21 protein-coding genes are annotated in these 24,494 nt (G+C 74.8%); 9 read left to right on the top strand and 12 right to left on the bottom strand.

The window, feature by feature from the left end; translation table 11 throughout:
• Positions 1-97: 97 nt before the first annotated feature.
• Positions 98-1,234 carry an NUDIX hydrolase gene (locus SYYSPA8_RS22660; protein WP_323449098.1) on the top strand — a complete coding sequence of 379 codons (1,137 nt, stop codon included), beginning with the start codon at positions 98-100 and terminating at the stop codon, positions 1,232-1,234.
• 59 nt (positions 1,235-1,293) lie between these two features.
• Here the strand turns inward: SYYSPA8_RS22660 and SYYSPA8_RS22655 are convergent, their stop codons facing one another.
• Both SYYSPA8_RS22655 and SYYSPA8_RS22650 read right to left on the bottom strand, forming a co-directional pair.
• Positions 1,294-2,025, bottom strand: a complete 732-nt coding sequence (locus SYYSPA8_RS22655; RefSeq protein ID WP_323449123.1) for an MBL fold metallo-hydrolase — start codon at positions 2,023-2,025, stop codon at positions 1,294-1,296.
• Positions 2,026-2,182: 157 nt separating this feature from the next.
• Positions 2,183-3,553 carry a dipeptidase gene (locus SYYSPA8_RS22650; protein WP_323449097.1) on the bottom strand — a complete coding sequence of 457 codons (1,371 nt, stop codon included), beginning with the start codon at positions 3,551-3,553 and terminating at the stop codon, positions 2,183-2,185.
• A gap of 145 nt (positions 3,554-3,698) precedes the next feature.
• Here SYYSPA8_RS22650 and SYYSPA8_RS22645 point away from each other — a divergent pair, with 145 nt between their 5' ends.
• Complete coding sequence (locus tag SYYSPA8_RS22645; RefSeq protein ID WP_323449096.1) at positions 3,699-4,955, top strand: geranylgeranyl reductase family protein; 1,257 nt, start codon at positions 3,699-3,701, stop codon at positions 4,953-4,955.
• 3 nt (positions 4,956-4,958) lie between these two features.
• Here the strand turns inward: SYYSPA8_RS22645 and SYYSPA8_RS22640 are convergent, their stop codons facing one another.
• Both SYYSPA8_RS22640 and SYYSPA8_RS22635 read right to left on the bottom strand, forming a co-directional pair.
• Positions 4,959-5,165 carry a hypothetical protein gene (locus SYYSPA8_RS22640; protein ID WP_323449095.1) on the bottom strand — a complete coding sequence of 69 codons (207 nt, stop codon included), beginning with the start codon at positions 5,163-5,165 and terminating at the stop codon, positions 4,959-4,961.
• Complete coding sequence (locus SYYSPA8_RS22635; RefSeq protein WP_323449094.1) at positions 5,162-5,614, bottom strand: nitroreductase family deazaflavin-dependent oxidoreductase; 453 nt, start codon at positions 5,612-5,614, stop codon at positions 5,162-5,164. The genes SYYSPA8_RS22640 and SYYSPA8_RS22635 overlap by 4 nt, the downstream gene beginning before the upstream one ends.
• A gap of 1,205 nt (positions 5,615-6,819) precedes the next feature.
• Here SYYSPA8_RS22635 and SYYSPA8_RS22630 point away from each other — a divergent pair.
• Positions 6,820-7,548, top strand: a complete 729-nt coding sequence (locus SYYSPA8_RS22630) for a TetR/AcrR family transcriptional regulator (RefSeq protein WP_323449093.1) — start codon at positions 6,820-6,822, stop codon at positions 7,546-7,548.
• 49 nt (positions 7,549-7,597) lie between these two features.
• Here SYYSPA8_RS22630 and SYYSPA8_RS22625 read toward each other — a convergent pair whose 3' ends face one another.
• The gene (locus SYYSPA8_RS22625) at positions 7,598-7,936 is read right to left on the bottom strand and encodes a DUF6332 family protein (RefSeq protein ID WP_323449092.1); all 339 of its coding nucleotides are present in this window, start codon (positions 7,934-7,936) and stop codon (positions 7,598-7,600) included.
• Positions 7,937-8,107: 171 nt separating this feature from the next.
• Here SYYSPA8_RS22625 and SYYSPA8_RS22620 point away from each other — a divergent pair, with 171 nt between their 5' ends.
• Positions 8,108-9,322: an ROK family protein gene (locus SYYSPA8_RS22620; protein WP_323449091.1), complete on the top strand. Its 1,215-nt coding sequence runs from the start codon at positions 8,108-8,110 to the stop codon at positions 9,320-9,322.
• 146 nt (positions 9,323-9,468) lie between these two features.
• Positions 9,469-10,332 (top strand): YhjD/YihY/BrkB family envelope integrity protein, encoded by an 864-nt coding sequence (locus tag SYYSPA8_RS22615; protein ID WP_323449090.1) that lies wholly within the window; start codon positions 9,469-9,471, stop codon positions 10,330-10,332.
• An 82-nt stretch (positions 10,333-10,414) separates the two neighbouring features.
• Here the strand turns inward: SYYSPA8_RS22615 and SYYSPA8_RS22610 are convergent, their stop codons facing one another.
• Together SYYSPA8_RS22610 and SYYSPA8_RS22605 are read right to left on the bottom strand one after the other, a co-directional pair.
• Positions 10,415-10,951, bottom strand: a complete 537-nt coding sequence (locus SYYSPA8_RS22610; RefSeq protein WP_323449089.1) for an ATP-binding protein — start codon at positions 10,949-10,951, stop codon at positions 10,415-10,417.
• Between the two features lie 299 nt (positions 10,952-11,250).
• Entirely contained in the window at positions 11,251-11,574 is a 324-nt protein-coding gene (locus SYYSPA8_RS22605; RefSeq protein ID WP_323449122.1) for a hypothetical protein, read from the bottom strand.
• Positions 11,575-11,837: 263 nt separating this feature from the next.
• On the opposite strand from SYYSPA8_RS22605, the gene SYYSPA8_RS22600 reads away from it, so the two are divergent.
• Positions 11,838-13,004: a PLP-dependent cysteine synthase family protein gene (locus SYYSPA8_RS22600; protein ID WP_323449088.1), complete on the top strand. Its 1,167-nt coding sequence runs from the start codon at positions 11,838-11,840 to the stop codon at positions 13,002-13,004.
• A 66-nt stretch (positions 13,005-13,070) separates the two neighbouring features.
• Here the strand turns inward: SYYSPA8_RS22600 and SYYSPA8_RS22595 are convergent, their stop codons facing one another.
• Together SYYSPA8_RS22595 and SYYSPA8_RS22590 are read right to left on the bottom strand one after the other, a co-directional pair.
• Entirely contained in the window at positions 13,071-13,505 is a 435-nt protein-coding gene (locus SYYSPA8_RS22595; RefSeq protein ID WP_323449087.1) for an SRPBCC family protein, read from the bottom strand.
• Positions 13,506-13,527: 22 nt separating this feature from the next.
• Positions 13,528-14,373 carry a DeoR/GlpR family DNA-binding transcription regulator gene (locus tag SYYSPA8_RS22590; RefSeq protein WP_323449086.1) on the bottom strand — a complete coding sequence of 282 codons (846 nt, stop codon included), beginning with the start codon at positions 14,371-14,373 and terminating at the stop codon, positions 13,528-13,530.
• Between the two features lie 561 nt (positions 14,374-14,934).
• On the opposite strand from SYYSPA8_RS22590, the gene SYYSPA8_RS22585 reads away from it, so the two are divergent.
• A complete protein-coding gene (locus SYYSPA8_RS22585) occupies positions 14,935-17,538 on the top strand; it encodes a hypothetical protein (RefSeq protein WP_323449085.1) in 2,604 nt (867 codons plus the stop codon).
• Here the strand turns inward: SYYSPA8_RS22585 and SYYSPA8_RS22580 are convergent.
• The 3 genes from SYYSPA8_RS22580 to SYYSPA8_RS22570 all read right to left on the bottom strand — a co-directional run bounded on the left by SYYSPA8_RS22580 (position 17,481) and on the right by SYYSPA8_RS22570 (position 22,504).
• Positions 17,481-20,027: a right-handed parallel beta-helix repeat-containing protein gene (locus tag SYYSPA8_RS22580; RefSeq protein WP_323449084.1), complete on the bottom strand. Its 2,547-nt coding sequence runs from the start codon at positions 20,025-20,027 to the stop codon at positions 17,481-17,483. The genes SYYSPA8_RS22585 and SYYSPA8_RS22580 overlap by 58 nt on opposite strands.
• A 415-nt stretch (positions 20,028-20,442) precedes the next feature.
• A complete protein-coding gene (locus SYYSPA8_RS22575) occupies positions 20,443-20,892 on the bottom strand; it encodes a DUF6643 family protein (RefSeq protein WP_323449083.1) in 450 nt (149 codons plus the stop codon).
• A 292-nt stretch (positions 20,893-21,184) separates the two neighbouring features.
• Positions 21,185-22,504 carry a glycosyltransferase gene (locus SYYSPA8_RS22570; RefSeq protein WP_323449082.1) on the bottom strand — a complete coding sequence of 440 codons (1,320 nt, stop codon included), beginning with the start codon at positions 22,502-22,504 and terminating at the stop codon, positions 21,185-21,187.
• On the opposite strand from SYYSPA8_RS22570, the gene SYYSPA8_RS22565 reads away from it, so the two are divergent.
• Together SYYSPA8_RS22565 and SYYSPA8_RS22560 are read left to right on the top strand one after the other, a co-directional pair.
• Positions 22,503-23,336, top strand: coding sequence for a glutamate racemase (locus SYYSPA8_RS22565; RefSeq protein WP_323449081.1), 834 nt, complete (start codon positions 22,503-22,505; stop codon positions 23,334-23,336). The two genes, SYYSPA8_RS22570 and SYYSPA8_RS22565, sit on opposite strands and share 2 nt — an antisense overlap.
• A gap of 147 nt (positions 23,337-23,483) precedes the next feature.
• On the top strand, positions 23,484-24,041 hold the full coding sequence (locus SYYSPA8_RS22560) for a hypothetical protein (protein ID WP_323449080.1): 558 nt from the start codon (positions 23,484-23,486) through the stop codon (positions 24,039-24,041).
• The last annotated feature ends 453 nt before the right edge of the window (positions 24,042-24,494 follow it).

The following is a 24,494-nucleotide window of genomic DNA, read 5'->3' as shown; positions in this document are numbered from 1 at the left end:
GCCCGGCACACCCGTACGGCTCCCGGACCCGCCGGGGGTTTCCGTGGCAGGGTGTTCCGGGCAGTCCACACTCGGCCGACGAGCAAGAGGGGGAACCGTGATCGTCTGGATCAACGGCGCGTCCGGAGCGGGCAAGACCACCACCGCGCGGGAGCTGGTCGGCCTGATCCCCGACAGCACCCTGTACGACCCCGCGCTCACCGGCACCCATCTGCGCGGGCTGCTGCCGCCGAAGCACCTCGCCGACGTGGACGGCTACCAGGAACTGGCGATCTGGCGGCGGCTGGTCGTGGACACCGCCGCCGCCCTCCTCGCCGAACTGGGCGGGGTGCTGGTGGTGCCCATGACCCTGCTGCGGCAGGAGTACCGGGACGAGATCTTCGGCGGGCTCGCCGCCCGCCGGATCCCGGTACGCCAGGTGCTGCTGCGACCGGAGGAAACGATCCTGCGCCGCCGGATCGCCCATCGCGCCGCTCCGGCCGCCGCCACGAGCACCATCCCCACCGTCCCCACGGGTCCGACCGTCCCCACGGGTCCGACCGTCCCCACGGGTCCCGGCGCGAACGGCGATTCCTGTCCGGACGCGGACGCCCCCACCGGCCCCACCGCCCCCACCGACTCCACCCATTCCACCGACGCCTATCGCGCCGCCCTCGACTGGCTCGCCGAGGACGCCCTCGTCCTGGACACCACCCGGCTCGACCCCCGCCAGACCGCCCAGCGGATCGCCGACGCCGTCCGCACCGGCGAGGCCCGCGCCTGCGAGATCGTCCAGACCCCCGAGCCCACCCGCGAGACCGTCGCCGCCGGGGTGCTCCTCTTCGACGCCGCCGACCGGGTGCTCCTCGTGGACCCCACCTACAAGCCCGGCTGGGAGTTCCCCGGCGGCGTGGTCGAGCCCGGCGAGGCCCCCGCCCGCGCCGGGGTGCGCGAGGTGGCGGAGGAACTCGGCATCACCCTGGACCGCCTGCCCCGGCTGCTGGTGGTCGACTGGGAGCCGCCGAGGCCCCCCGGTTACGGCGGGCTGCGGCTCCTCTTCGACGGCGGCCTCCTCGACGGCGACCCGGCCCGGCGGGTCCTCCTGCCCGGCGCCGAGCTGCGAGCATGGCGCTTCGTCGGCGAACAGGAGGCCCGGGACCTGCTGCCGCCCCAGCGCTACGAACGGCTCCGCTGGGCGCTGCGCGCCCGTGAACGCGGCCGCGCCCACTACCTGGAGGCGGGCGTCCCGCTCTGATGCGGCTGATCAGGCTGATCCGGCTGTTGCGGGTGGGCCGGGTGGGTCGGCCCCTTCGCTCAGTCCGTCCCGGCCGCTCTGTGGTCGCGCGCGTACGCCTCCCGCAGCACCTTCCCCGCGTTCCGCCGCACCGGATCGCCGTGGCCGAAGCACGCCACCTCCGTGTCCAGGGCGGCCAGTCTCGCGAACGAGGTCTCCGTCCCCGCCCGGTCCTGGTTGAACACCCCCATGAGCACGCGGCCGTCGCCCGGCATCGCGGCGACGGCGTCGCCCGTGAACAGCACACCGTGCTCCGGCAGATGGATCCCGATACTGCCCTCCGTGTGCCCCGGCACGGACACCACCCGCGCGCCGCCGCCGAAGCCGAGCACGTCCCCGTCCGCCACACCGGTCACGGCGGCCGGCCGCACCAGCGGGACCGACGGATCCGGAAGGAGCTTCGACACCTGCGCGTACAGGGGCTTCTCCCACTCCTCGAACAGCGGCGGCGGGCCCTCGGCGACCCCCCGGACGAAGGGCGCGTCCCGCTCGTGCGCCAGCACCTCCGCACCGGTCAGGGCCGCCAACTCGCCCGCCCCGCCCGCGTGGTCCTCGTGGAAGTGCGTCAGCACGATCCGCCGCACGTCCCGGGGGCTGTGCCCCAGCGACACGACGGCGTCCGCGATCAGCGCCCCGGCGCCCGCCGTTCCCGCGTCGACCAGCGTCAGCCCGTCGTCGTCCCGCCAGATGTACGCCTGCCCCACGGGGAACCGCAGCAGCGACAACCCCGATACCACCTCGATGATCTCCATGCTCTCCATGGGCCGACCGTAGGCAGCGGCCCCCCGGCGGGGCGAGGCCGCTTCACCACGGGCGAACCCCTTCCGCCGCAAGCGGAACGGGGAACAGGAAGGCGGTTCCGGAGCGGTTACGGCGGGACAGCGCAAGCGGAACAACCCGTACCGCCCCTCAGCGGCCCGCGTAGTTCCGCAGGAACAGCGCCTCCGTCACCGAAAGCCGCTCCAGCTCCTCGGGCGACACCGACTCGTTCGCCGCGTGGATCCGCGCCTTCGGCTCGCTCAGCCCGATCAGCAGGATCTCCGTCTCCGGGTAGAGCGTCGCCAGCGTGTTGCAGAGCGGAATCGACCCGCCCATCCCCGCCGCCTGCATCTCCTGCCCCGGGTACGCCACCCGCATCGCGTCCGCCATCGCCCCGTACGCCGGGCTCCCCAGGTCCGCGCGGAACGCCTGCCCCTGGCCCTGCTGCTCCACCGACACCCGCGCACCCCACGGCGTGTGCGCCCGGACATGCGCCATCAGCAGCTCGGTCGCCGCCACCGCGTCCTGCCCCGGCGGCACCCGCAGACTGATCAGCGCCCGCGCGCTCGCCTGCACCGACGGCGTCGCCCCCACCACCGGAGGACAGTCGATCCCGAGCACGGTCACCGCCGGCCGCGCCCACACCCGGTCGGCGACCGCGCCCGAACCGATCAGCCCCACCCCGTCCAGCACCTTCGCATCCGAACGGAAGTCCTCTTCCGGATACGCCAGCCCCTCCCACGTCTGGTCCGCCACCAGCCCGTCCACCGTCGTGGAACCGTCCTCGGCCCGCAGCGAGTCCAGCACCCGCACGAGCGCCGCCAAGGCGTCCGGCGCGGCCCCGCCGAACTGCCCCGAGTGCAGATTCGACTCCAGCGTGTCCACCGCGACCCGCACCAGCGTCATCCCGCGCAGCGTCGCCGTGACCGTCGGCAGCCCCTCCCGGAAGTTCCCGGAGTCCCCGATCACGATCGCGTCCGCCGTCAACAGCTCCGGGTGCTCCTCCGCGTACCGCTCCAGACCGCCCGTGCCCTGCTCCTCCGAACCCTCCAGGATCATCTTGACCGTGACCGGCACCCCGCCGTTGGCCCGCAGCGCGCGCAGCGCCAGCAGATGCATCAGGAAGCCGCCCTTGCAGTCGGCGGCACCCCGGCCGTACCAGCGGCCGTCCTCCCGCTCGGTCAGCTCGAACGGAGGCGTCACCCAGGCGTCCTCGTCCAGCGGGGGCTGCACGTCGTAGTGCGCGTACAGCAGCACCGTCGGCGCCCCCACCGGACCCGGCAGCAGCCCGTACACGGACTGCGTGCCGTCCGGCGTGTCGAGAACGGCCACGTCCTCGAACCCCTCCGCACGCAGCGCGTCCGCGCACCAGGCCGCCGCCGCCTCGCACTCGCTCCTCGGGAACTGCGCGGGATCCGCCACCGACCGGAACGCCACCAGCTCCGCCAGCTGCGCCCGGGCCCCGGGCATCAGCCGGGCGACGGTCTCGGCCACTGCCTCGGCGATCGGATCGGCGGTCATGGGCACGCTCCCGGGTGGTACGACGTTGTGCGGAACAGGTACGGAAAATGCGTGGTCGATCCTCCCACAGCAGTGCGAGAAGACCGCGCCGTAGGATGCCGTGGAGAGCACGGGCAACGCGTCGGATCGGGAGCAGAAGCACATCGTGAGCAGCGAGAACGGCGGCACCGAAGCAGGGACTCAGGCACAGGGACACGACGGGACGGTGTGGGATGTCGTCGTCGTGGGCGCCGGGCCGGCGGGCGCCTCGGCGGCCTACGCCGCCGCCGTGGCGGGCCGTCAGGTACTCCTGCTGGAGAAGGCCGCACTGCCGCGCTACAAGACCTGTGGCGGCGGCATCATCGGCCCCTCCCGGGACAGCCTGCCCCCCGGGTTCGACCTTCCGTTCCGTGAGCGGGTGTACGCCGTCACCTTCTCCCTCAACGGACGGCTCACCCGCACCCGGCGCTCCAGGAGGATGCTGTTCGGGCTGATCGACCGGCCCGAGTTCGACGCCCAGCTGGTCGAGCACGCCCAGAAGGCGGGCGCGGTGCTGCGCACCGGCGTCACCGTCTCCCGGGTGGAGCAGCACGGGTCCGCCGTCCCGGACCGCCGCACGGTCGCCGTCGTCACCTCGGACGGCGAGACGGTCCTCGCCCGCGCCGTCGTCGGCGCTGACGGCAGCGCCAGCCGCATAGGCGCCCATGTCGGCGTCAAGATGGACCAGGTCGACCTGGGTCTTGAGGCCGAGATCCCGGTGCCGGAACCGGTCGCCGAGGACTGGGCCGGGCGGGCCCTCATCGACTGGGGTCCGATGCCCGGGAGTTACGGCTGGGTCTTCCCCAAGGGCAGGACGCTCACGGTCGGCGTGATCTCCGCCCGGGGCGAGGGCGCGGCCACCAAGCGGTATCTGGAGGACTTCATCGCCCGCCTCGGGCTCGCGGGCTTCGAACCGGCGATCTCCTCCGGCCATCTGACGCGCTGCCGCAGCGACGACTCCCCGCTCTCCCGGGGCCGCGTCCTGGTCTGCGGCGACGCCGCCGGTCTGCTGGAGCCCTGGACCCGTGAGGGGATCTCCTTCGCCCTGCGCTCGGGCCGGCTCGCGGGGGAGTGGGCGGTCCGGATCGCGGAGGCCCACGACGCCGTGGACGCCCGGCGCCAGGCGCTGAACTACGCCTTCGCCATCAAGTCCGGACTCGGCGTCGAAATGGGGGTCGGACGGCGGCTGCTCGGCGTCTTCGAGCGCCGGCCCGGTGTCGTGCACGCCGCGATCACCGGCCTGCGGCCCGCCTGGCGGGTGTTCAGCGAGATCACCCGGGGCTCCACCACACTCGCGGGCATCGTGCGCACCAGCGCGGTGGCCCGCCGCGCGCTGGAGACGCTCGACAAGCGCGACAAGCGGGACAAGCGCGGTACGGGCTGACCGTCACGGCGCGGTACGGGCGGCGCGGTAGGGGGCGCGCCCGCCCGGGGCGGCGACGGCGGGGCCGTGCGCGCGGGGGCGGGTCGTGCGGCGGGACGCGGGCGTCGTGTGGGCCGCTCCCCGTGCGGGGGCCTGGCCTGCTCCGGTCATGGTGATCGGCAGGTCGGGACCGTCCCCGTCCGGGGCGGTCGGGCCGGCCGTCCGCGTCACCCACCGATGGTGATCCGGAACACCGGGTGCCGGTGCGCGGCCGCGAGCAGTTCCTCGTCGGTCGACTTGGCGCTCACGTCGCCGAAGAAGCGCCCGACCTCCCAGCCCCAGCGCTCCAGATAGGTACGGAGCAGGGCCGGCTTCTCCTCGTCCGGCAGCTCCACGGCGGTGAAGTACTGCGTCCGACGCCCCACGCGCAGCCGCCCGCCACCGGCGGCCCGAAGGTTGCGCACCCAGTGGGAGTGCCCCCGGGCGGAGATCAGATACGGGCCGCCCTCGTACGGCAGCGGGTTGACCGGAATGCTCCGCCACTCCCCGCTGGTGCGCCCCTTCACCGACAGCTCGGCCGTGCCCAGCAGGCTGACACCCTTGCGGGCGAGCCAGCCGATGGCACCGTTCATCACGGCGTCGACACGGTTGGGCTTGATGTAGTGCAACTGCTGTGACATGGCGGGCTCCCGGGGATGGTCCGACGATTTTCGAGAGCACTGCTCTCGCTTGAGATCAGTGTGCACTGGATCGGCGCACCAAATCAAGAGCAGTGCTCTCGAAAATGTGCGGCGCTCACTTTTGGGTGGGGTGTTCCGCCCCTGTGCGAGCGTGCCCCGATCCGACCGGCAGGTGCCAGTCCACCCCCTCCCGGGTTCAGCGAGCCTCAAGCGCGGCTTGACTGGCGCCCGGACCTGTACGACGCGGGCTTCGTGCTGCGGGGCCCGTGTCGGTACGGATTCCTTGCGCTTGTCCGGGGCCTCGCCCTGCCTGACCCGTGTCGGTACGGGGTCCCGCACCCTTCTTTCCCCCGGCTCGGGGTACCGGTCGGCCGTCTCCGCTGTGTGGGTGGGGGGTGCAGGGTCGCCCCCGCAGGGGATCGGCGGTAAGTCCTGCTCGCGCTGACCGTGGGCCTTCGGTCCGCCGACCCCGAGGAGGTGAGCCCGGAGGCCCCCGCCAACCCGCACCACACCCGGTCCCGGGACCACCCAAGCAAAACTCAGCCTCGCCGGCGATTGAGGCGCAGGGGTTCGGGGACTGGTCCCCGACACGGGCCCGCACACTGCGGGGTGTTTCGCCTGTGCGGCGGGGCAGGGTGCTGGTCCGTCCTCAAGCGCCGGACGGGCTGGAATTGCTCGGGTGGTCGTCGGGGGCCAGCCCCCGAGGCCCCCGCGCCTCAATCGCCGGCGAGGCTGGATTTGTGCGGGTCAACGTTGGCGAGGCTGGGTTTTGTGCGGGTCGGCCCGGCCCGGCCCGGGTGTGGTGCGGGTTGGCGGGGCCTCCGGGCTCACCTCCTCGGGGTCGGCGAGCGCGAAGCGGCTGTCCCACTGGGCCGGTAGGTCCGCCGATCCCCTGCGGGGGCGACCCTGCACCCCCGCCCACGGAGTCAGCGGAGGCGGGCCGGTACCCCAGGCGGGGGGAAAGAGGGGTGCGGGAACCCGTACCGACGCGGGTCAGGCAGAGCGGGACCCCGGACGGGGAGAAGGGTGCGGGTCCCCCGTTCCGACACGGGCAGACAGGGCGTGGACCCGGACGGGGAAGGAGGGTGCGGGACCCCCGGACGGGGAGAGGGTGCGGGACCCCCGGACGGGGAGAGGGTGCGGGCCCCTCCCAGATCACCGCTCTCGTTATTGGTCACTGCTCTGAAACGTGGAAGACTGCTCTCATGACCACGATCAAGGGGGCTCGGGCCCGAGCCCGTGTTGAAGTCACCGCCGCCATCAAGGACGAGGCCCGCCGGCAGCTCGCGGCGGAAGGGGCCGCGAAGCTCTCGCTGCGTGCGGTCGCCCGTGAGCTGGGCATGGTCTCCTCGGCCCTCTACCGCTACTTCCCCAGCCGCGACGACCTGCTGACCGCCCTGATCGTCGACGCGTACGACAAGATCGGCGCCGCCGCCGAGGCCGCGCTCGCCGAGCCGCCGCCCCCGGGGACCGTCGGTCTGGACATTCCCCTGTTGCGCTGGGTCCGGGTCGGCCGTGCCGTGCGGGCGTGGGCCCTCGCCCACCCGCACGAGTACGAGCTGATCTACGGCTCGCCGGTGCCCGGCTACACGGCTCCCCAGGACACGGTCGCCCCCGCCGCGCGGGTCGGGAGCGCGCTGATCGCCGTCGCCCGTGACGCGCACCGCGCGCGGGCCCTCTCCGTACCCGCGCTGGACGAGCAACTGCGTCCCGAGGCGCACCGGCTGACGGCGCAGCTCGCCCCCGATCTGCCGCCCGGTGTGGTCGTGGCGCTGGTGGCGGCTTGGTCACAGCTCTTCGGGCTGATCTCGTTCGAGCTGTTCGGCCAGTTCAACCGGGTGGTCGAGGACCGGGACGCGTTCTTCGGCCAGGCCGTCGCCCGGCTGGGCCGGGAGGCCGGTCTGCACGGCCGCAGCACGGTCGCCCTCGCCTGAGCACCCCGGCCAGACCCGACCCGAACCGGCCCGGCCGTGGCCGCCCGGACTACCGTCCCGCCCGTCCCGCCCGTCGCACCCGCAGCCGGTCGCGGAGCCCCGGCCGGGCGGGTTCGCGGCCGAAGCGGTGCAGCACCAGCACCACACGTACCAGGAAGATCCCCACCGAGGCCACGCCGCCGCCGTACGACAGCGCCCCCGCCACCGCGCCGGGCAGCGGCAGCAGCGCGGCCGCCGTGCTCACCGCCGCGAAGGCGAGGCCGGCGAGGACGGCCCCCGTCAGCAGGGCGTAACCGATCTCGACGGTGATGGCGTCCCGGTCGGCGGGCGAGTGCGGTGCCGCATGGGGTGCCGGTGCCGGCCGGGCTGCCGTACGTGGTGATCGCATCCCCGAAGTCTCCTGGCGGCGGGGGCCGTTGGGCAAGCGGTTCCGCGCGCGCCGCGCCCCGCCCCGCCGGCGCGGCCCGGAACCGACCCCGGGCCTGCCCCCGGACCGGGCGCCGTACCGGGGGTCGGACCGGGCGGGGAACGCCGTCCCGCTCGTGGGAGACTCGCCCCCATGAGTGGCAAGGGGACAGGCACCAGGGCACGGCTCGAACGAGGTCGGAGCGCCCTCGGCCCCGCGCTGGAGCTGGTGCACACGGGCCGCGCCCCCACCCGGGCCGTGCTCACCGCCGAACTCGGCGTCACCCGTGCCACCGCCGGCGCCGTCGCGGCCGAACTGGAGGCGCTCGGTCTGATCCGGGTGGACTCGCGCCCCGCCGCCCCGGCCGGTTCGCAGGGCCGGCCCTCGCACCGGCTCTCCGTGGACGAGTCGGGCCCCGTCGTCCTCGCCGCGCAGGTCCACGCCGACGGCTTCCGCGCCGCCCTGGTGGGCCTCGGCGGCCGTACGGTCGCCACCGCGCCCGGCGCCCTCGTCCTCACCGCCGACCCCGCCCAGGTCCTGGGCGCGGTGGTCGACGCCGGGGCCGCCCTGCTCGCCGGGAGCGGACGGCGCTGTGTGGGCGCGGGCCTCGCCGTGCCGTCCGCCGTCGCCGAACCGGACGGCACCGCGCTCAATCCGCTGCACATCCCCTGGACCCCGGGCGCGCCCGTCCGCTCCGTGTTCGCGGAGCGGGTACGGGCGGCGGGGATCACCGGACCCGCGTTCACCGGGAACGACGTCAATCTCGCCGCCCTCGCCGAGCACCGGCACGGCGCGGGCCGGGGCGCCCGGCATCTGCTCTGCGTCGCCACCGGCCACCGGGGCGTCGGCGGCGCGCTGGTGCTCGACGGTCGGCTGCACACCGGCAGCTCGGGCCTCGCCCTGGAGGTCGGCCATCTCACCGTCACCCCCGACGGCCGGCCCTGCCACTGCGGCAGCCGCGGCTGCCTGGATGTCGAGACCGACCCGCTCGCCTTCCTGACGGCGGCCGGCCGGGCGCCCGGGCCCGAGGGCTCGCTGCTCCACCAGTCCCGGGAACTGCTCCGTTCGGAGTACGGCGACCCGTCCGTGCGCGCGGCGGCGGAGGAACTGGCCGACCGGCTCGGACTCGGACTGGCCGGCCTCGTCAACATCCTCAACCCGGACCGGATCGTCCTCGGCGGACTCCACCGCGAACTCCTGGCCGCCGAGCCGGAGCGGCTGCGCGCGGTGGTCGCCGACCGCAGCCTGTGGGGCCGGGGCGGCGGTGTGCCGGTCCTGCCCAGTGCGCTCGACCACAACAGCCTGGTCGGCGCCGCCGAGCTGGCCTGGCAGCCGGTCCTCGACGACCCGCTGGCCGCACTGGGCTGAGACCTGCCCCGGCCCGCACCCCGGGCCGCACCAGCAAGGGACCGGCCCCCACCCGCGTACGCCGGTACGGGCATCAGCGGGCCGCGGTGCACCCGTCCGGCTCACCCCCGGACACCCCGGCGGCGGTGAACGGGTAGCGACGCTCCATGACCGCCGCCACGCCCCCCGGCGCGCACCCTCCCGCGCGCGGCACCGCCGCACACCGGTTCCTGCGCCTGTACACGAGACTCCTCGCCTCGCCCGCAGGCCTCGCCTGGAACCGGGGCCGGGAGATGGAGCTGCTGCACCGCGCCATGGGCTTCGCCGCGCTCGGGTTCCTCACCCTGGTGCCGCTGCTCGTCGTGGTCGCGGCGGCGGATCCGACCAGCGGCCAGGGGTTCACCCGCTGGCTGAGCCAGGCCCTCGGCATCTCCGCCGTCTCCCAGGGGGAGGTCGAACGCCTCTTCGGCACCCCCGGCACCGCGCTCCAGCGCACCACGGCCCTCGGTCTCGCCGCCCTCGCCGCCTTCGGCCTGACCTTCGGGGGCGCCGTGCAGACGGGGTACGAGAAGGTCTGGGACCTGCCCACCGCGCGCTGGCACACGATGTGGCGCCATGTCGTCTTCCTCGCGCTGCTCGTTCTCGCGCTGCTCCTGTTCGTCAACACCCCGGCCCCCTCGGGGTCGGCCGGTGCCGGCGCCGCGCTCGCCGATCTGACCGGTACGTGCCTCTTCTTCTGGGTGGCGCAGCGCCTGCTGCTGGGCGGCCGGGTCCGCTGGAGCGCCCTGCTGCCGGGCGCGGTGGTGACCGCCCTGTGCCTGCTGGGGCTGCGGGTCTTCTCCCAGTTCGTGTTCTCGCCGCTGATCGCGTCGAACGCGGTCACCTACGGGCCGTTCGGGACGGTGCTGGTGCTCCAGTCCTGGCTGGTGGGTGTCGGGGTGGTGGTCTACGGGGGCGCGCTGGTGGGCCGGCTCGTCCACGAGAGCCGGGTGCACCGCAGGCTGGCCCGCGCCTATCCGCCGCGCGACTGACCCCGTACCCCGCGTCCGGTACCCCGTACCCCGTACCCCGTACCCCGTACCCCGTACCCCGTGTCCCGTACCGCCGCCGGGCTCAGCCGGTCAGCGCCGGGTGGTGGTGCGCGTCCGCCGGCGGCCCGGTGTCCGGTGTCCGCGGCGGCTCGGTGTCCCGTGTCCGCGGTGGTGCGGTCTCAGGTGTCTGCGGCTGTGCGGTGTCCGGTGTTTGCGGTGGTGCGGCGAGCGTGAACCAGACGGTCTTGCCGGAGTCGCCGACCGGCTCCACGCCCCAGGTCTCGCTGACGGCCGCTATCAGCGACAGACCCCGGCCGGAGGTGGCCAGCGGGTCGCCCCCGGGCGGCTGCGACAGCGCCGGGATGCGGGGGTCGTGGTCGTGCACCGAGACCGTCAGCCGCCCCGGGAACAGCTCCATGTCCACGACGCACATCTTGTCGGGACCGGCGTGCCGGTGAACGTTGGTCAGCAGCTCGGTGACGCCCAGGGCCGCCGGGTCGATCAGCGGATCGAGGCGCCAGTGGCGCAGCTGGGCCGAGATGATTCTGCGGACCTGGCCGATCCGCGACGGCAGGGCCTGGAGCTCCACCGTACAGTGCTTGCTCGATTGGCTGATCACGGCTGCGACTCCCCGAAAGAGGTCCGGAAGAAGACGAAGAACGGATCCAGCAATCACCGACTGCTGAGTCTTTTCCGGCGGGGGCTCGACACGGGGTCCGGTGCGGTCGCGGTGTCGAACCTCCGCGGGGACGATCGGACCGGCATCTCTCCGTGACCGCCGGTGCACCCTGAGTGATACATCATCAGCGTGGCCCAGTGCGTCATGTCCCGCAACTCGGCGCCCCGCACGGGAGCGCCCGATCGGGCACCGCCGGCCCTGGCCGGGCGGCGCGGTCCAGGTCCGGGGGGTCGGGGGGCTCAGTCCTCGACCGCTCCGGCGCCGTGGACCGCCTTCAGGAAACGGCCCGTCAGCACTTCCGGATCCGTCCGGTCGTTGCGCTGCCCCAGGGTCAGCCGGTACCGCTTGCCGTTGACCGTGAGCGCGGTGCTGGACTCGTCGGTGAACCAGGCCCTGCCCGCCCGTACGGCGCGGACCGGCGCGCTGTCGATCACCCGGCCGTAGCTCGTCAGCAGTTCCAGCTTGCCGTCCTTGATCAGGACCTGCCCGGCCTTGGTGAGCGAGCGCGGCCACCGCTCGATCCGCACCCCTGTGGCCCTGAACTCGGGCTCGGCCATCGCCATGGTCACTGCGCCCCCTTCATGCCCCGTCATGTGCGTGTGTCTGGTGGCAGTCTGCCCAACTCCTCCGGTGGGCGCCAGAGGGGCGGAAGCAGCCGGTCGCACTCAACCACAAGTGCCCCCTATGGATTCCCCAAGTGAACATTTGTGCAGATGACAGGCTTACTGTGGCCCTGCGGAAAGCGGAACGGCAACGACCGGTCAGGCGGCCGCGCACGACAACGGCATGTGGGTACGGCAGAGCACGGCACGGCGGAGGTCAGGGCATGGACAGCGACGCACGGCAGGCGGGGGACGAGGCCGCGGCGGCCCCGGGGGAGCCCGCGGCCCCCCTGGCGACCCTGGACGCCGACCGCAGCGACCCGGAGTACCGGAGCTGGCTGAAGGAGGCCGTCCGCCGGGTCCAGGCCGACGCCAACCGCTCCGCCGACACCCATCTGCTGAAGTTCCCGCTGCCCGAGGAGTGGGGCATCGATCTCTATCTCAAGGACGAGTCCACCCATCCCACGGGCAGCCTCAAGCACCGGCTGGCCCGTTCGCTCTTCCTCTACGGCCTGTGCAACGGGTGGGTGCGCCCCGGCCGGCCCGTGATCGAGGCGTCCAGCGGTTCGACGGCCGTCTCCGAGGCGTACTTCGCCAAGCTGATCGGCGTTCCGTTCGTGGCGGTGATGCCCCGGACCACCAGCCCGGAGAAGATCCGGCTGATCGAATTCCACGGCGGCCGATGTCACTTCGTGGACGATCCGCGCACGATGTACGAGGAGTCGGCGGCGCTGGCGGCCCGTACCGGTGGCCATTACATGGACCAGTTCACCTATGCCGAGCGGGCCACCGACTGGCGCGGCAACAACAACATCGCCGAATCCGTCTACCAGCAGCTGCGGCGTGAGCGGTACCCGGAGCCGGCCTGGGTCGTCGCCACGGCGGGCACCGGCGGCACCTCGGCGACCATCGCCCGCTATGTGCACTACATGCAGTACGACACCCGGATCTGCGTGCCCGACCCGGAGAACTCCTGCTTCTTCGACGGCTGGACCCGGGACGACCCGGACGCCACCAGCGACCGCGGCTCGCGCATCGAGGGCATCGGCCGCCCCCGGATGGAACCCAGCTTCCTCCCCGGCGCCATCGACCGGATGATGAAGGTGCCGGACGCGGCCAGCGTCGCCGCCGTCCGCGCGCTCGACACCGCCATCGGCCGCAAGGCGGGCGGCTCCACCGGCACCGGGCTGTGGAGCGCGCTGCGGATCGTCGCGGAGATGCTGGCGGCGGGGGAGCGGGGCAGCGTGGTCACCCTCTTCTGCGACCCCGGCGACCGCTATCTCGACAAGTACTACTCCGACGGCTGGCTGGCGGAGCAGGGCCTGGACATCGGTCCGTACGCCCGGGAGCTGGACGCCTTCCTCACCACCGGGGTGTGGCCCGGGGCCTGACCGGCGCTGACCGGGGATGCCTGCGGCCCGGGCGTGGCCCCGGCCGGACGACGGGTCGGTCCCGGGTCAGTCCCGCAGCAGCCCGTCCAGCGCCCGGCCGAAGACCCGCCGGCCCACCCGGGCGGTCAGCGGGTCGAGCAGCCGGGGCAGCGGACCGATCCGCAGATCCTCGGTCCACACCACCACCGAGCCCGCACCGGCCGCGCGCACCTCGATCTCCGCCCAGCCGGTGACGGCCTGTCCCCGCTTCTCCAGCCGGCAGCGGCCCGCCGCCGCGCCGTCCGGCGGCTCCCAGCGCACGACCTCCATCGGGTCGTCCACGCGGAACGGTCCCAGCGCGGAGCGGACCGTGAGGACCGTTCCGGGGCGCACGGGACCGGCCGTCACCGACGCGAGCGACGTCAGCGGCATCCCGTCCGCGTGCGCCCGCCAGTCGGTGACCCGCCGCCAGCTCTCGGCCGCGGGCAGCGGTACGGCGCGGGTCAGCCGGAAGACGGTCACCGGCCCACCCGGCTCGCCCGGTTCACCCGGCAGGCCCGGAGTGCCCGGTGTGCGGGCCCGCCACCACCAGACCCGGCAGCTGCTCGGCGATCTCCTCCCGGGCCGCGGCCGACAGCCCCGCGTCCGTCACCAGCGTGTCGACCTCGTCCAGCCGGGCGAAGGAACTCAGTCCCACCGTTCCCCATTTGGTGTGGTCCGCGACGACCACGACCCGCCGGGCGGACCGGACGAAACGCCGGTTGGTCTCCGCCTCCGCCAGATTCGGCGTGGACAGCCCCGCCTCCACCGAGATCCCGTGCACCCCCAGGAAGAGGACATCGAAGTGGAGCGTACGGATCGCCTGGTCCGCGACCGGGCCCACCAGCGAGTCCGACGGCGTGCGCACCCCGCCGGTCAGCACCACGGTGGCCGCGCCCGGCCGGGGCGCACCCGCCGCCCCGGGGCGCTGCGCCGCGTGGAAGACGTCGGCGACCCGTACCGAGTTGGTCACCACGGTCAGGTCCGGGACGTCCAGCAGCTGATGGGCGAGCGCGTACGTCGTCGTACCCCCGGACAGGGCCACCGCGCTGCCGGGGACCGCGAACCGCGCCGCCTCCCGGGCGATGTCCTCCTTGGCGCTCAGCTCCAGCGCCGACTTCGCCTCGAAGCCGGGCTCGTGGGTGCTCGCCTCGGTCACCGGCACCGCGCCGCCGTGGACCTTCTCCACGACGCCCTGACGGGCCAGCGCGTCCAGATCCCGCCGTACGGTCATGTCGGACACATGGAGCCTGCGCGTCAGTTCGTTGACCCGGACTCCGCCGCGTCTGCGCACCTCGTCGAGAATGAGCGCGCGCCGCTGCTCCGCGAGGAGGTTCTGATGGTCGGTCACCGCCGGAGCCGGTCCTTCCGTTCTGTCTTCGTCCACCGGCCCCAGGGCCGTGTCCGGGTCCGGGCCTGGAGCCGGGGCCCGGTCCGGGCCGTGCCGGTTCAGGGTCCCGCGCCGGTCCCGGACGTCGTGCGGGGGCACAGGCGTCACATCCTGCCACGCCCCCGGGCCACCGGGACCCGCGCAGCCCCGGCGGGGCCGGGCGGGGCAGATCCGGCCACATGGCCACGCGGCACCCCTTTCCCGTACCGGAGTCACGTACCGGCACCCGTCCGCGCACCGACCCGCTCCTGTACCCACCCGCGCACGCGCCCACCCGTCCGCGCGTCACGCCACTCCGGCGAACCCCGGTGACCCGGCGCCCCGCTTCCGCTACACCTGTCGTACCGAACGCGCTCGACGCCACGGCGGGCCGAAGGCGCCCGCGCACCCGGCGGACCGTCCCGCGCGACGCCCCGCCGCCGATCCCGCCGACCCGAACCGCCAATTCCGCCCACCTGAACCGCACCGCTGATTCCGCCGACCCGACCCCGTCCCGCCGAGAGAGAGAACGAGAGACGACACGTGCCGCCCGCGACAGAACCCCCGTCCCCGCCACCGCCCCGGCGCCCGCCCGCCGGGCCCCCCGGGCACCGGCCCGGCGGGCCCGCCCTCGAACTCCTCGTCCACGGCGTCGGCGGAGCCACCCCGGAGGAGATACTGCGCGACCCCCGGACCGTCCGCATCACCGGCGACGCGAAGGCCGCCGTCTTCCGGCGCCCCGAGGACGAGCACGCCGAACACGACCCCGCGCGCGGCACCGAACCCGTCCCGGAGGCGTACTGCTGGGCCAACCTCACCTCCGGCAACAGCGCCCGCGCCCTGTGGCTGCTGCTGCTCCCCTTCATGATCGTCAACCTGGCCCACTGGATGCGCCCGCGCGCCCGGGGCCGGGTCGGGACCACCCGGCTGTACGGGGTGCTGGTGCGGCTGATCGCGCTCAGCCTGACGGTGCTGATGACCGCCGCCGCCTGCGAGGTCGCGCTCGACCTGCTGGCCTGGCAGTGCGCGGGCACCGCCGCGTGCGCCGACGAGCGGGGCTGGCTCGGCCACTTCGCCGGGCCCGGCGGCGGCTGGTGGTCCCAGCCCGGCCGCCGGCTCGCGCTCGCGTCCCTGGTGCCCGTCGCCCTGGTGGCACTCCTGTGGTACCTCTCCAACCGCACCTGGGCCGCCTACGAGTCCCAGCGGCCGCCCATCGGCGCGGACGTCCCCGACGGCGAGACCGGCGCGGAGGAAGAGCCCGCCCACGACCCCGCCCACGACCCCGCCCACGACCCTGCCCACGAACCCGCTCACGCCGCTGCCCACGAACCCACCGGTGCCCCGGCGGAAGCACCCGACGCACCCGTCACCCGGCCCGTGCTCGGCAGGCCCGGCTTCTGGTACGGACGGCGCCACGTCGCCCGGCTGCGCGCCGCCCACACCGCCGCCGGGTTCCTCACGATCGCCGCCGCCGTCACCGGGGCGACTGCCCACTACGACTACCACGGCGACAGCACCCTCCTCGACCTCTCCGGCCGGGTCCTCGTCGCGGCCCTCGCCGCCGCCGGCGCGGCCGTCGTCGTGGTCGTCGTCCGCCGGGGCCGCAAGGAGCGGCGGTTCGACGCCCGGATCGACCGGGCCGTCGTCGGCTTCCTGCCCGGCGGCGCACTCGCCCTCCTCGGGCTCTCCCTGCTCTACGCCTCCTGGTCGCGGCCCGGCTGGACCTCCGCCGGCACCCTCTCCGACGAGGCCACCTTCCAGATCATCACCCTCGCCCAGGGGGTGCTGGCCGTCGCCCTCGCCGTCACCGCCCGGCTGCTCCGGCGGCACGCGCCCGCCGACCGCTCCGTCCTCCACGGCCTGGGCGGGCCCGCCGTCGCCGTACTCGCCTGCGCCATCGGCTCCGTGATGGCCGCCGGCATCGCGCAGCGGGTCTCCGACTGGCTCGGCGGCCCCGGTTTCCCCGGCGCCGGCAGCGGTGTCATCCCCGGCACGCCGACCCTGCTCAGCTGGCAGGCGTCCACCATCCCGGTCCTGCTCCTCGCGCTCCTCGTCCCCCTCGCCGTCCTCGGCGTACGGACCCGGATCGCCGCCCGCCGGCTCGCCCCCGCGATCGAACAGGACTACGAGCGGGCCGAGGCGCCCCGCCCCGGCACCGGGGTCTGGCGGCCCGACCAGGTCCGTACCCGCTCCATCGCCCGCACCCGGGCGCGCGCCGCCCTCACCGACGACGCCCCCTGGCTGGTGGGGCTGGTCGCGGCCGCCACGCTGCTGCTCGGCGCACTCGCGCTCGCCGGCTCCTGGGCGAGCGGCAAGGTACCCGCCGAGGCGTTCGGCGACACCGGACTCGACGAGGATCTCGCGAAGGCCGCCCAGTTCGGCGGCTCCTGGCTGGTCGGTGTCGTCTTCGTCCTCTTCGTCACCCTGGGCCGCCGCGCCTACCAGGACCCCGCCGCCCGCCGCACCATCGGCATCCTGTGGGACGTCGGCACGTACTGGCCCCGCGCCGCGCACCCGTTCGCCCCGCCCTGCTACGCCGAGCGCGCCGTCCCCGACCTCACCTGGCGGATGGCCACCTGGACCGCGCGCACCGGCGGACGGCTCGTCATCTCCGGCCACTCCCAGGGCAGTGTGCTGGCCGCGTCCGCCGTCTGGCAGCTGCCCGCCGCCACCCGCCGCCGGATCGCGCTGCTCACCTATGGCTCACCGCTGGAGCGGCTCTACGGCCGCTGGTTCCCCGCCTACTTCGGCCCCACCGCCCTCGACCAGCTGCGCGACGAGGTCGACTGCTGGCGCAACCTGTGGCGGCACACCGACCCCATAGGGGGTCCCGTGCTGGTCACCGCCGGACCGGGGGAGCACCCCGTCGACCGGGCCGCGCTCAGCGACCCGGTGGTGTACGGGCGGACCCCCGGCCATCCGCTGCCCGAACCGCTCCTCGGCCACGGCGACTACCAGGCCGACCCGGCCTTCGCCCGGGAACGCCGGGGCCTGCTGGACCGGCTGAACCCGGCCGTCCCCCGGCAGGCCGGACCGCCGCCGGACACGCCTGCCCGGGGTGGTGCGTACGGTCACAGCGGTGCGGACGGTCAGAGCGGCCCGGGCAGCCCGGGTGCCTCCGGCAGCTCGGGCAGGTCCTCCGGGTAGAGCAGGGACAGATCGTCGGTGTCCGCGTCCGTCAGCCCGGCGACGCGGCCCGCGTGCCGCTCCACCATCGACTCGAACGTCTGACGCGCCGTGCGCCCGTTGCCGAAGGCCGGGCCCTTGGGCAGCGCGGTGAAGTACTTGAGCAGCGCCTCGCCGGTGCCGTCCGTCAGCCGGTACTCGTGCTCCTGCGCCTGCTGCTCCACGATCCTGAGGAGTTCATCCGCCTGATAGTCCTGGAAGGTGATCGTCCGGGAGAACCGCGAGGCCACTCCCGGATTCACCGACAGGAACCGCTCCATCTCCGCCGTGTACCCGGCGACGATCACCACCACGGCGTCGCGGTGGTCCTCCATCAGCTTCACCAGGGTGTCGATGGCCTCCTTGCCGAAGTCCCGCCCGGAGTCCTCGGGGGAGAGGGCGTACGCCTCGTCGATGAAGAGGACCCCGCCGCGCGCCCGGTCGAACGCGTCCTGGGTCCGCAGCGCCGTCGAGCCGATGTGCTCGCCCACGAGGTCCACCCGGGAGACCTCCACCAGATGGCCCCGCTCCAGCACCTCCAGCGCGGCCAGGATCTCCCCGTACAGCCGGGCCACGGTCGTCTTGCCGGTGCCGGGGGAGCCGGTGAAGACGAGATGGCGGCGGACCGACGCCGCCTTCAGACCGGCCTCCTGACGCCGCCGGCCCACCTCGATCATGTTGATCAGGGAGCGCACCTCGCGCTTGACGCTCTCCAGGCCCACGAGCGCGTCCAGTTCGCCCAGGACCGCCTCCGAGGAGCGCCGGGGCCCGGGCGGCGGCGGTACGGCCCGGGGGGCGCCCCCGGCCGGCACCGGCGCCGGCGCCGGGAGCACGGCCGGTACGGCCAGGTCCCAGGGGTGCCGGGTGTCCAGGCTGTCCCGGCTGCCCGGGGACACCGCGCCGAGCGCCCCCAGCACTCCCAGGAGATCGGCGGTGTGCGCCGCGCCGCCCGGGTCCGGGGGCAGCGGCTCCAGCGGCGGCCGCCCCGCGGTGGCCCGCACCGCGCTCTCGTCGCCGCCGCAGTTCTCCACCGTCACCAGCGCGGGCTCCGCGAACTCGTAACCACCGCGCGCGCAGCGCTCGGTGCGGCAGCGGCTCAGCGTCGTACGACAGCCGTCCATCACATGGAAGCCGTAGCCGCCGCTGTCCAGGACCCGGCAGCCGTGGAAGGTGCCCCGGCCGTCCGCCGACACATAGAACCCCGCCTCGGCGGGCGCCGTGACGGTGCACCGCTCCACCACCGGATCGGCGCCCTTGGTGACGATGACACCGGTCTGCGCGCCGTCGATGGAGCAGTCGGTCAGCGTCCCGCCGCTGCCGTGGTCGCGGAACCACGCCCCGGTGGACGCTTCCTTGATCCGGCAGTCGTCGAGCTGGGCGGTGGCGCCGTCGCTCACCGACACCGCCGTGTTGCGGATCTGGCTCAGATCGCTGTCCACGACATCCACCCGGGAGCCCCGGTCGAGCACGAACAGGGCGTCCGGGACGTCCCGCACCCGGCACCCCTCCAGGACGGCGGTCGCGCCGTCGCTGATCCACACCGCCGGATAGTCGCCGGTGCTCTCCTGTATGCCGCACTGGTGGGCGTCCACCCGGGTGCCCGGGTCCCACACCGACAGACCGTTGCGTCCGAAGCGGCTCACCGTGGAGCGGGTCAGCGTCAGCACCGAACGGGAGCGCAGGTCGATCGCGTTCTCCGGGACGTCGTGGATGTCGCAGTCGGAGAGCGTCAGCACCGCGTCGGTGTCCAGGGTGACCCCGTCGGCGGAGGTGCGGTGCACGACCGAGTCCGTCAGATGCGCCGACGCGCGCGCCGCTATCTGCACCCCCGCGCCCTTCACCTCGTACACCTCGCAGCCGACGGCCTCCAGCACGCTGCCGTCGCCGGTGACCGCGAGACCCGCGCCCGAGGTGTGGTGGATCCGGCAGCGGTCCAGCCGGGGGTGACCGCCGCCGCGCACGGAGACGCCCGCCTGACCCGCCGACACCACCTCGCACTCCTCGAACACCCCGCCCGCGCCGTCCACCACGGCGATCCCGGTCCCGGCGGGGTTGTCGACGACGCAGCGGCGCACCGTGGGCCGCGCGGCGCCGCGCACTTCGAGACCGGCGGCGGAGCGGGTCGAGATCCGCAGACCGGTCAGCTCGGGGGTGCCGTCCTCGATCAGCAGCGCGGGCGCCGTGGTGTCCTGGCCCTCGATGTGGAGCCCCTGGACGATCGCGGTGGCGCGCACGGTCAGCGGTACGCCGTCGACGGGCGCGATCCGCACCGGCACCAGCGAGGAGTCCTCGCCGCGCAGGGTGACCGCGCGGTCGATCACCAGATTCTCGCGGTACGTCCCCGGGGCCACGGTGAGCACGTCACCGTCGGCCGCCGCCTCCAGCGCGGCCGCGAGGGACGCGTACTCGCCGGTGCGCCGCCGCCATCGCGATGCGCCGGTGTGGGTCACCTGGACCGGGCCCTGTGCCATCGTGCTGCTCTGCCCCCACCTCGGGATCGTTGCCACGCGCCGCCGGGAAACCGCCGGAAGCACCCCGGGAGACCTCAGAAACCCCCGGGGAATCCTGGGAAATGGGGCATACCCGGCCGGCACGTCCCCTGGGACCCACCGCCGCGCGTGCCGGCCGGGTGGTCCCGGCCCCCGTGGGGGCCACACCCACCGTAGCGCGCGCGGGAGGTGGTGGCTGACGGGCCGCGGGGTGGCCGGGGGGCGCCGGACACGACAAGGCCCCGGCGGGCCGGGGCGGAGGATCCGCCGCCGCCCGCGCGGGGCCGGTCCCGGTCCGCGGAAACGTTCAACGCGCCGGGTACGGGGTGGAGTTCCCGCAGACCTCGTCGGGCGGGAACCCCGCTGCCGCGGGGAGGTGGAAGGAGGGTGCGGTGGGTCAGTAACCCTGCCCCTGATAAGGGCGGTTGTACGGATCCTGGTACGGCGCCGGGGCGGGCGCGGGCCGGGCGGCGGCCGGGCGCATCGCCTCGTACCCGGTGGGCACCGGGCGGTACTGCGCGGGGTGGGCCTGCGGCGCCGGATAGCCGCGCGGGGCGGGGGGCTGCGGCACGGCCGGGGCCACCGCCTGCTGGAGCGGCATCGGCTGCTGGGCCTGCTGATACCCGTACGCGGGCGCCTGCTGCGGGGCGGCGGGCCCCGGGAGGGCGGGCAGGGCCGAAGGGAGCGCCGGCAGATGGCTGTTGCCGGTGTCGTACGCGGCGGGCACGCGGATCGGGGCGATCTGAGGTGTGCCCCGCTCTGCGACCAGGGAGTCGTAGATGGGGGTGTCGGCGAAGGACGGTGCGGAGTAGTAACCGCCGCCGTAGGTGGAGCGGGGGGAGGTCATGGGACCTAAGGTAAGCCCACGAGTGCCGGTTGGGGAGGCCGGTCTACGGGTTGTTTCGCCGGATGCGTGGCCACATGGACCATCAATGGGAGCGAATCCGGGAAAATCGGTCGCGGAATCGGGCAAGAATCCCGTAAAGAGCACGTTGACGACGGGTTACCCACGGGTTATCAGGGGGTTGTGGACCCATTTTCGGGTCCCGCTCCGAGGTTTCGGCGCCCGGATCGGTGCTCTGTGCCGCAGGGTCTCGGCGTATCGGCGTATCGCCTCCGGGGGTTCCGGTTCCTGGTGTTCAGCCCTCCGCGCGACCGCCTGCGGGGGTGCCCGGGGCGGCGGACGTCTCCGTACCCGCAGGGCGGCGCGGGTGCGGGCCGGTGCTCCGGCCCGCGTACGTCCGCCCCTTCCAGGCGGCGCCCCGCCCCCGGTGGTGCGCGATCGCCGAGTCGACGGTCATCAGCGCGTAGAGCGCCGCCGTGAACGGCAGCGCGACGGCGGACCACGGCGCCAGCCCGTAGTACCGGAGCATCGGCAGATACGTCGCCGCCATCACCGCCCAGGCCGCCGCGCCCGCGCCCGCCGTGACGGCGTCGCCGGACAACGCCCCCACAACCAGCGCCAGCGGCGGCACCACATACACCAGTACCAGCCCCGCCACCGTGGCCGCCAGCACCACCGGGCTGTGCCGGAGCTGCGTGTACGCGCTGCGCGACACCATCCGCCACAGCTCACCGAGGCCGGGGTAGGGCCGCACGCTGGTGACCCGGTCCGCGAGCCCCAGCCAGATCCGGCCACCGGCCCCCCGCACCGCGCGCGCCAGGGCCACGTCGTCGATCACCGCGCCCCGGATCGCGGCCGGCACTCCCGCGCGGTCGGCGGCGGCGGTCCGCAGCAGCACACAGCCGCCGGCCGCCGCGGCCGTCCGCGCCCGGGGACGGTTGACCCACCGGAACGGGTAGAGCTGGCAGAAGAAGTAGACGAAGGCGGGCACCACCAGCCGCTCCCAGCCGGTGCCGACGCGCAGCCGGGCCATCTGCGACACCAGGTCGAGCCGGTGCGCGCGGGCCGCCGCCACCAGGGTGCGCAGGCTGTCCGGGGCGTGCGCGATGTCGGCGTCCGTCAGGAGCAGATACTCGGGTTCGTCCCGCGACTCTGCCGGGGTTCCCGCCCGGGCCTCCGCCCGCGCTCCGGCCCGTGCCTCCGCCCATGTCTCCGTCGCCCACTGCTCGCGCGCCACCGCGATGCCGTGCCGCAGCGCCCACAGCTTGCCCGTCCAGCCGGGCTCCGGACCGCCGGGGGAGACCACCCGCAGCGGCAGCCCGCTGTGCCGTTCGGCCAGGGCGCGGGCCAGCCCGCCCGTACCGTCCGTGCTGCCGTCGTCGACCAGGACGATCCGCGCCCGCCCCGGGTACTCCTGCGCCAGCAGCGACGGCAGCGCGGCCGGCAGCACCGCGGCCTCGTCCCTGGCCGGCACCACGACGGCGACATCCGGCCAGGAATCCGGTGCGGGGGCGGACGGCAGCCGCTGATCGGTGCGCCAGAAGAACCCCCGGCACAGCAGCAGCCATCCCCAGACGGCCAGGGCGGTGAGGGCGATCCAGGCGGGGGCGCTCATGCGCCGCAGTCTGCCCCACCGGACGGGCCACGGGTGTTTTGTCGACTATGGTGACCGGGTGAAGATCGCGCTCATGGACTCCGGAATCGGCCTGCTCGCGGCGGCCGCCGCGGTACGCGGACTGCGGCCCGACGCGGATCTCGTCCTCTCCTCCGACCCCGACGGGATGCCCTGGGGACCCCGTACCCCCGAAGGGGTGACCGAGCGCGCGCTCGCGGTCGCCCGCGCCGCCGCTGCACACGCCCCCGACGCCCTGATCGTCGCCTGCAACACCGCCACCGTGCACGCCCTTCCGGCGCTCCGGGCCGAACTGGAGCCCGCGATCCCGGTCATCGGCACCGTACCCGCGATCAAGCCGGCGGCCCGGCTCGGCGGGCCCGTCGCCATCTGGGCGACCCCGGCCACCACGGGCAGCCCCTACCAGCGCGACCTGATCGGGCGGTTCGCCGGGTCCGTCGCCGTCACCGAGGTGCCGTGCCCGGGCCTCGCCGACGCCGTGGACCACGCGGACGACACCGCCGTGGAACGGGCCGTCGCCGCCGCGGCCGCCCGCACACCCCGGGACACCCGTGCCGTCGTCCTCGGCTGCACCCACTACGAACTGGTCGCCGAACGGATCCGGGCCGCCCTCGGCCTGCCCGTGGTCCTCCACGGCTCGGCCGGCGCCGTCGCCGCCCAGACCCTGCGCCGGATCGGCGCCGCGCCCGATCCCGGGGCCACCGCGTCCGGCACCCTGACCGTCCTCCACAGCGGCCGGGAGGGCACCCTGTCCGATGCGGCGCTCCGCTACGCCGAGGGCCGCCTGCTCCAGCCGGTGACCACCGTCCACTGAGCAGGCCGGGGCGCTCATCGCACCGGCACCGCACGGGGCGGTGGTCCGGTGGTCCGGTGGCCCGGCGGTTTGGCGCGATCCGCCCGACAGGTGAAGCGCCCCACGGTGCCGCTGCCGACCCGCCGGTCCGTGGGTACCCTGCGAAACATGAGGGATCTCCCCCACGAGCCCGCGCCTCCCCCGGCGGAGCCCGTGCCCCCCGTGTGGACCGGCCGCGCGACCAACCGCGCGCAGTGGCTGCCCGCCCTCGCGGGCGCCGCCTTCGTCGCCCTCGGGGTGCAACTGGCCCTCCGCTCCTCCTGGACCTCGGGCGTCGCCGCCCTGCTGATGGCCGTCGTCGGGTGTGTCGCGGTGGGCCTGCTGGTGCTGTACGGCACGGTCGCGTTCGTCCATGTGGCGGTACGCGTCGACAGCGACGCGGTCGAGGTCCGCTGCGGCCATCTGGGGCTGCCGCGCCGCCGGATCCCGCTCTCGCACGTGGTCGGTGCCCATGTCGACCCCGGCGTCACCCCGCGCCACTGGGGCGGCTGGGGCTACCGCTGGCGCCCCGGGAAGGGCACGGCCGTGATCGTCCGCCGGGGCGAGGGCATCGTCGTCACCCTGGGCGACGGCAGGACCTTCACGGTGACGGTGGACGACGCCGAAGCCGCCGTCCGCGCCATCCGCGACCACCTCACCCCGCCACCCCTCCCGTCCGCCGCCTGACCACCGGCCCTCCGCCCACAACAGCACCACCGGGCCCGCCCTGGCGCCACGGTGGTGCGGCACGCCGCGCCGCGCACGGCTGCCGGGGAAGTGCCTGCTCGGGGGCGCTGGGTTCCGGACGGTGGCCGGTGTGCGGGGACGTCCCGGGGCGGTCCCTCCGATACGGGTGCGGGCGGCCTGCCGGGGAGTGCCCGACAGGGGAACGCGCGGTGCCGCCCGCCGCGCCCCGGGACCCGCTGGGGCGGCGGGCCCCGTGGGGTCCGGGCCCGGTCTCCCGTCCGGCGATCGGCGAGTGGTGGAGACCCCGCAGGCGGCCCCTCCGGTACGGGTGCGGGTACGGCCCGCTCGGCCGGGGTGCCCGGGAGGCGCCCCGCCCGCCCGTGCGCGGCGGCCGTCTGCCGACGACGACCTGCCCGGGCCTTGGCCCCGCAGCCTTCTTCCGGACCTCGGCCC

Source organism: Streptomyces yaizuensis (genome assembly GCF_034961445.1).
GTDB lineage: Bacteria > Actinomycetota > Actinomycetes > Streptomycetales > Streptomycetaceae > Streptomyces > Streptomyces yaizuensis.
The sequence above is the reverse complement of the archived record's forward strand: the minus strand, read 5'-3'. Positions and strand labels throughout refer to the sequence as shown.

Bases quoted from the DNA above. Each gene is read 5' to 3' on its own strand.
- SYYSPA8_RS22650 (WP_323449097.1), bottom strand. From the start codon at position 3,553: ATGACCGCCGATCCGATCGCCGAGGCAGTGGCCGAGACCGTCGCCCGG.
- SYYSPA8_RS22655 (WP_323449123.1), bottom strand. From the start codon at position 2,025: ATGGAGATCATCGAGGTGGTATCGGGGTTGTCGCTGCTGCGGTTCCCC.
- SYYSPA8_RS22615 (WP_323449090.1), top strand. From the start codon at position 9,469: ATGACCGCCGCCACGCCCCCCGGCGCGCACCCTCCCGCGCGCGGCACC.
- SYYSPA8_RS22600 (WP_323449088.1), top strand. From the start codon at position 11,838: ATGGACAGCGACGCACGGCAGGCGGGGGACGAGGCCGCGGCGGCCCCG.
- SYYSPA8_RS22630 (WP_323449093.1), top strand. From the start codon at position 6,820: ATGACCACGATCAAGGGGGCTCGGGCCCGAGCCCGTGTTGAAGTCACC.
- SYYSPA8_RS22635 (WP_323449094.1), bottom strand. From the start codon at position 5,614: ATGTCACAGCAGTTGCACTACATCAAGCCCAACCGTGTCGACGCCGTG.
- SYYSPA8_RS22570 (WP_323449082.1), bottom strand. From the start codon at position 22,504: ATGAGCGCCCCCGCCTGGATCGCCCTCACCGCCCTGGCCGTCTGGGGA.
- SYYSPA8_RS22625 (WP_323449092.1), bottom strand. From the start codon at position 7,936: ATGCGATCACCACGTACGGCAGCCCGGCCGGCACCGGCACCCCATGCG.
- SYYSPA8_RS22580 (WP_323449084.1), bottom strand. From the start codon at position 20,027: ATGGCACAGGGCCCGGTCCAGGTGACCCACACCGGCGCATCGCGATGG.
- SYYSPA8_RS22605 (WP_323449122.1), bottom strand. From the start codon at position 11,574: ATGGCGATGGCCGAGCCCGAGTTCAGGGCCACAGGGGTGCGGATCGAG.
- SYYSPA8_RS22560 (WP_323449080.1), top strand. From the start codon at position 23,484: ATGAGGGATCTCCCCCACGAGCCCGCGCCTCCCCCGGCGGAGCCCGTG.
- SYYSPA8_RS22575 (WP_323449083.1), bottom strand. From the start codon at position 20,892: ATGACCTCCCCCCGCTCCACCTACGGCGGCGGTTACTACTCCGCACCG.
- SYYSPA8_RS22565 (WP_323449081.1), top strand. From the start codon at position 22,503: ATGCGCCGCAGTCTGCCCCACCGGACGGGCCACGGGTGTTTTGTCGAC.
- SYYSPA8_RS22620 (WP_323449091.1), top strand. From the start codon at position 8,108: ATGAGTGGCAAGGGGACAGGCACCAGGGCACGGCTCGAACGAGGTCGG.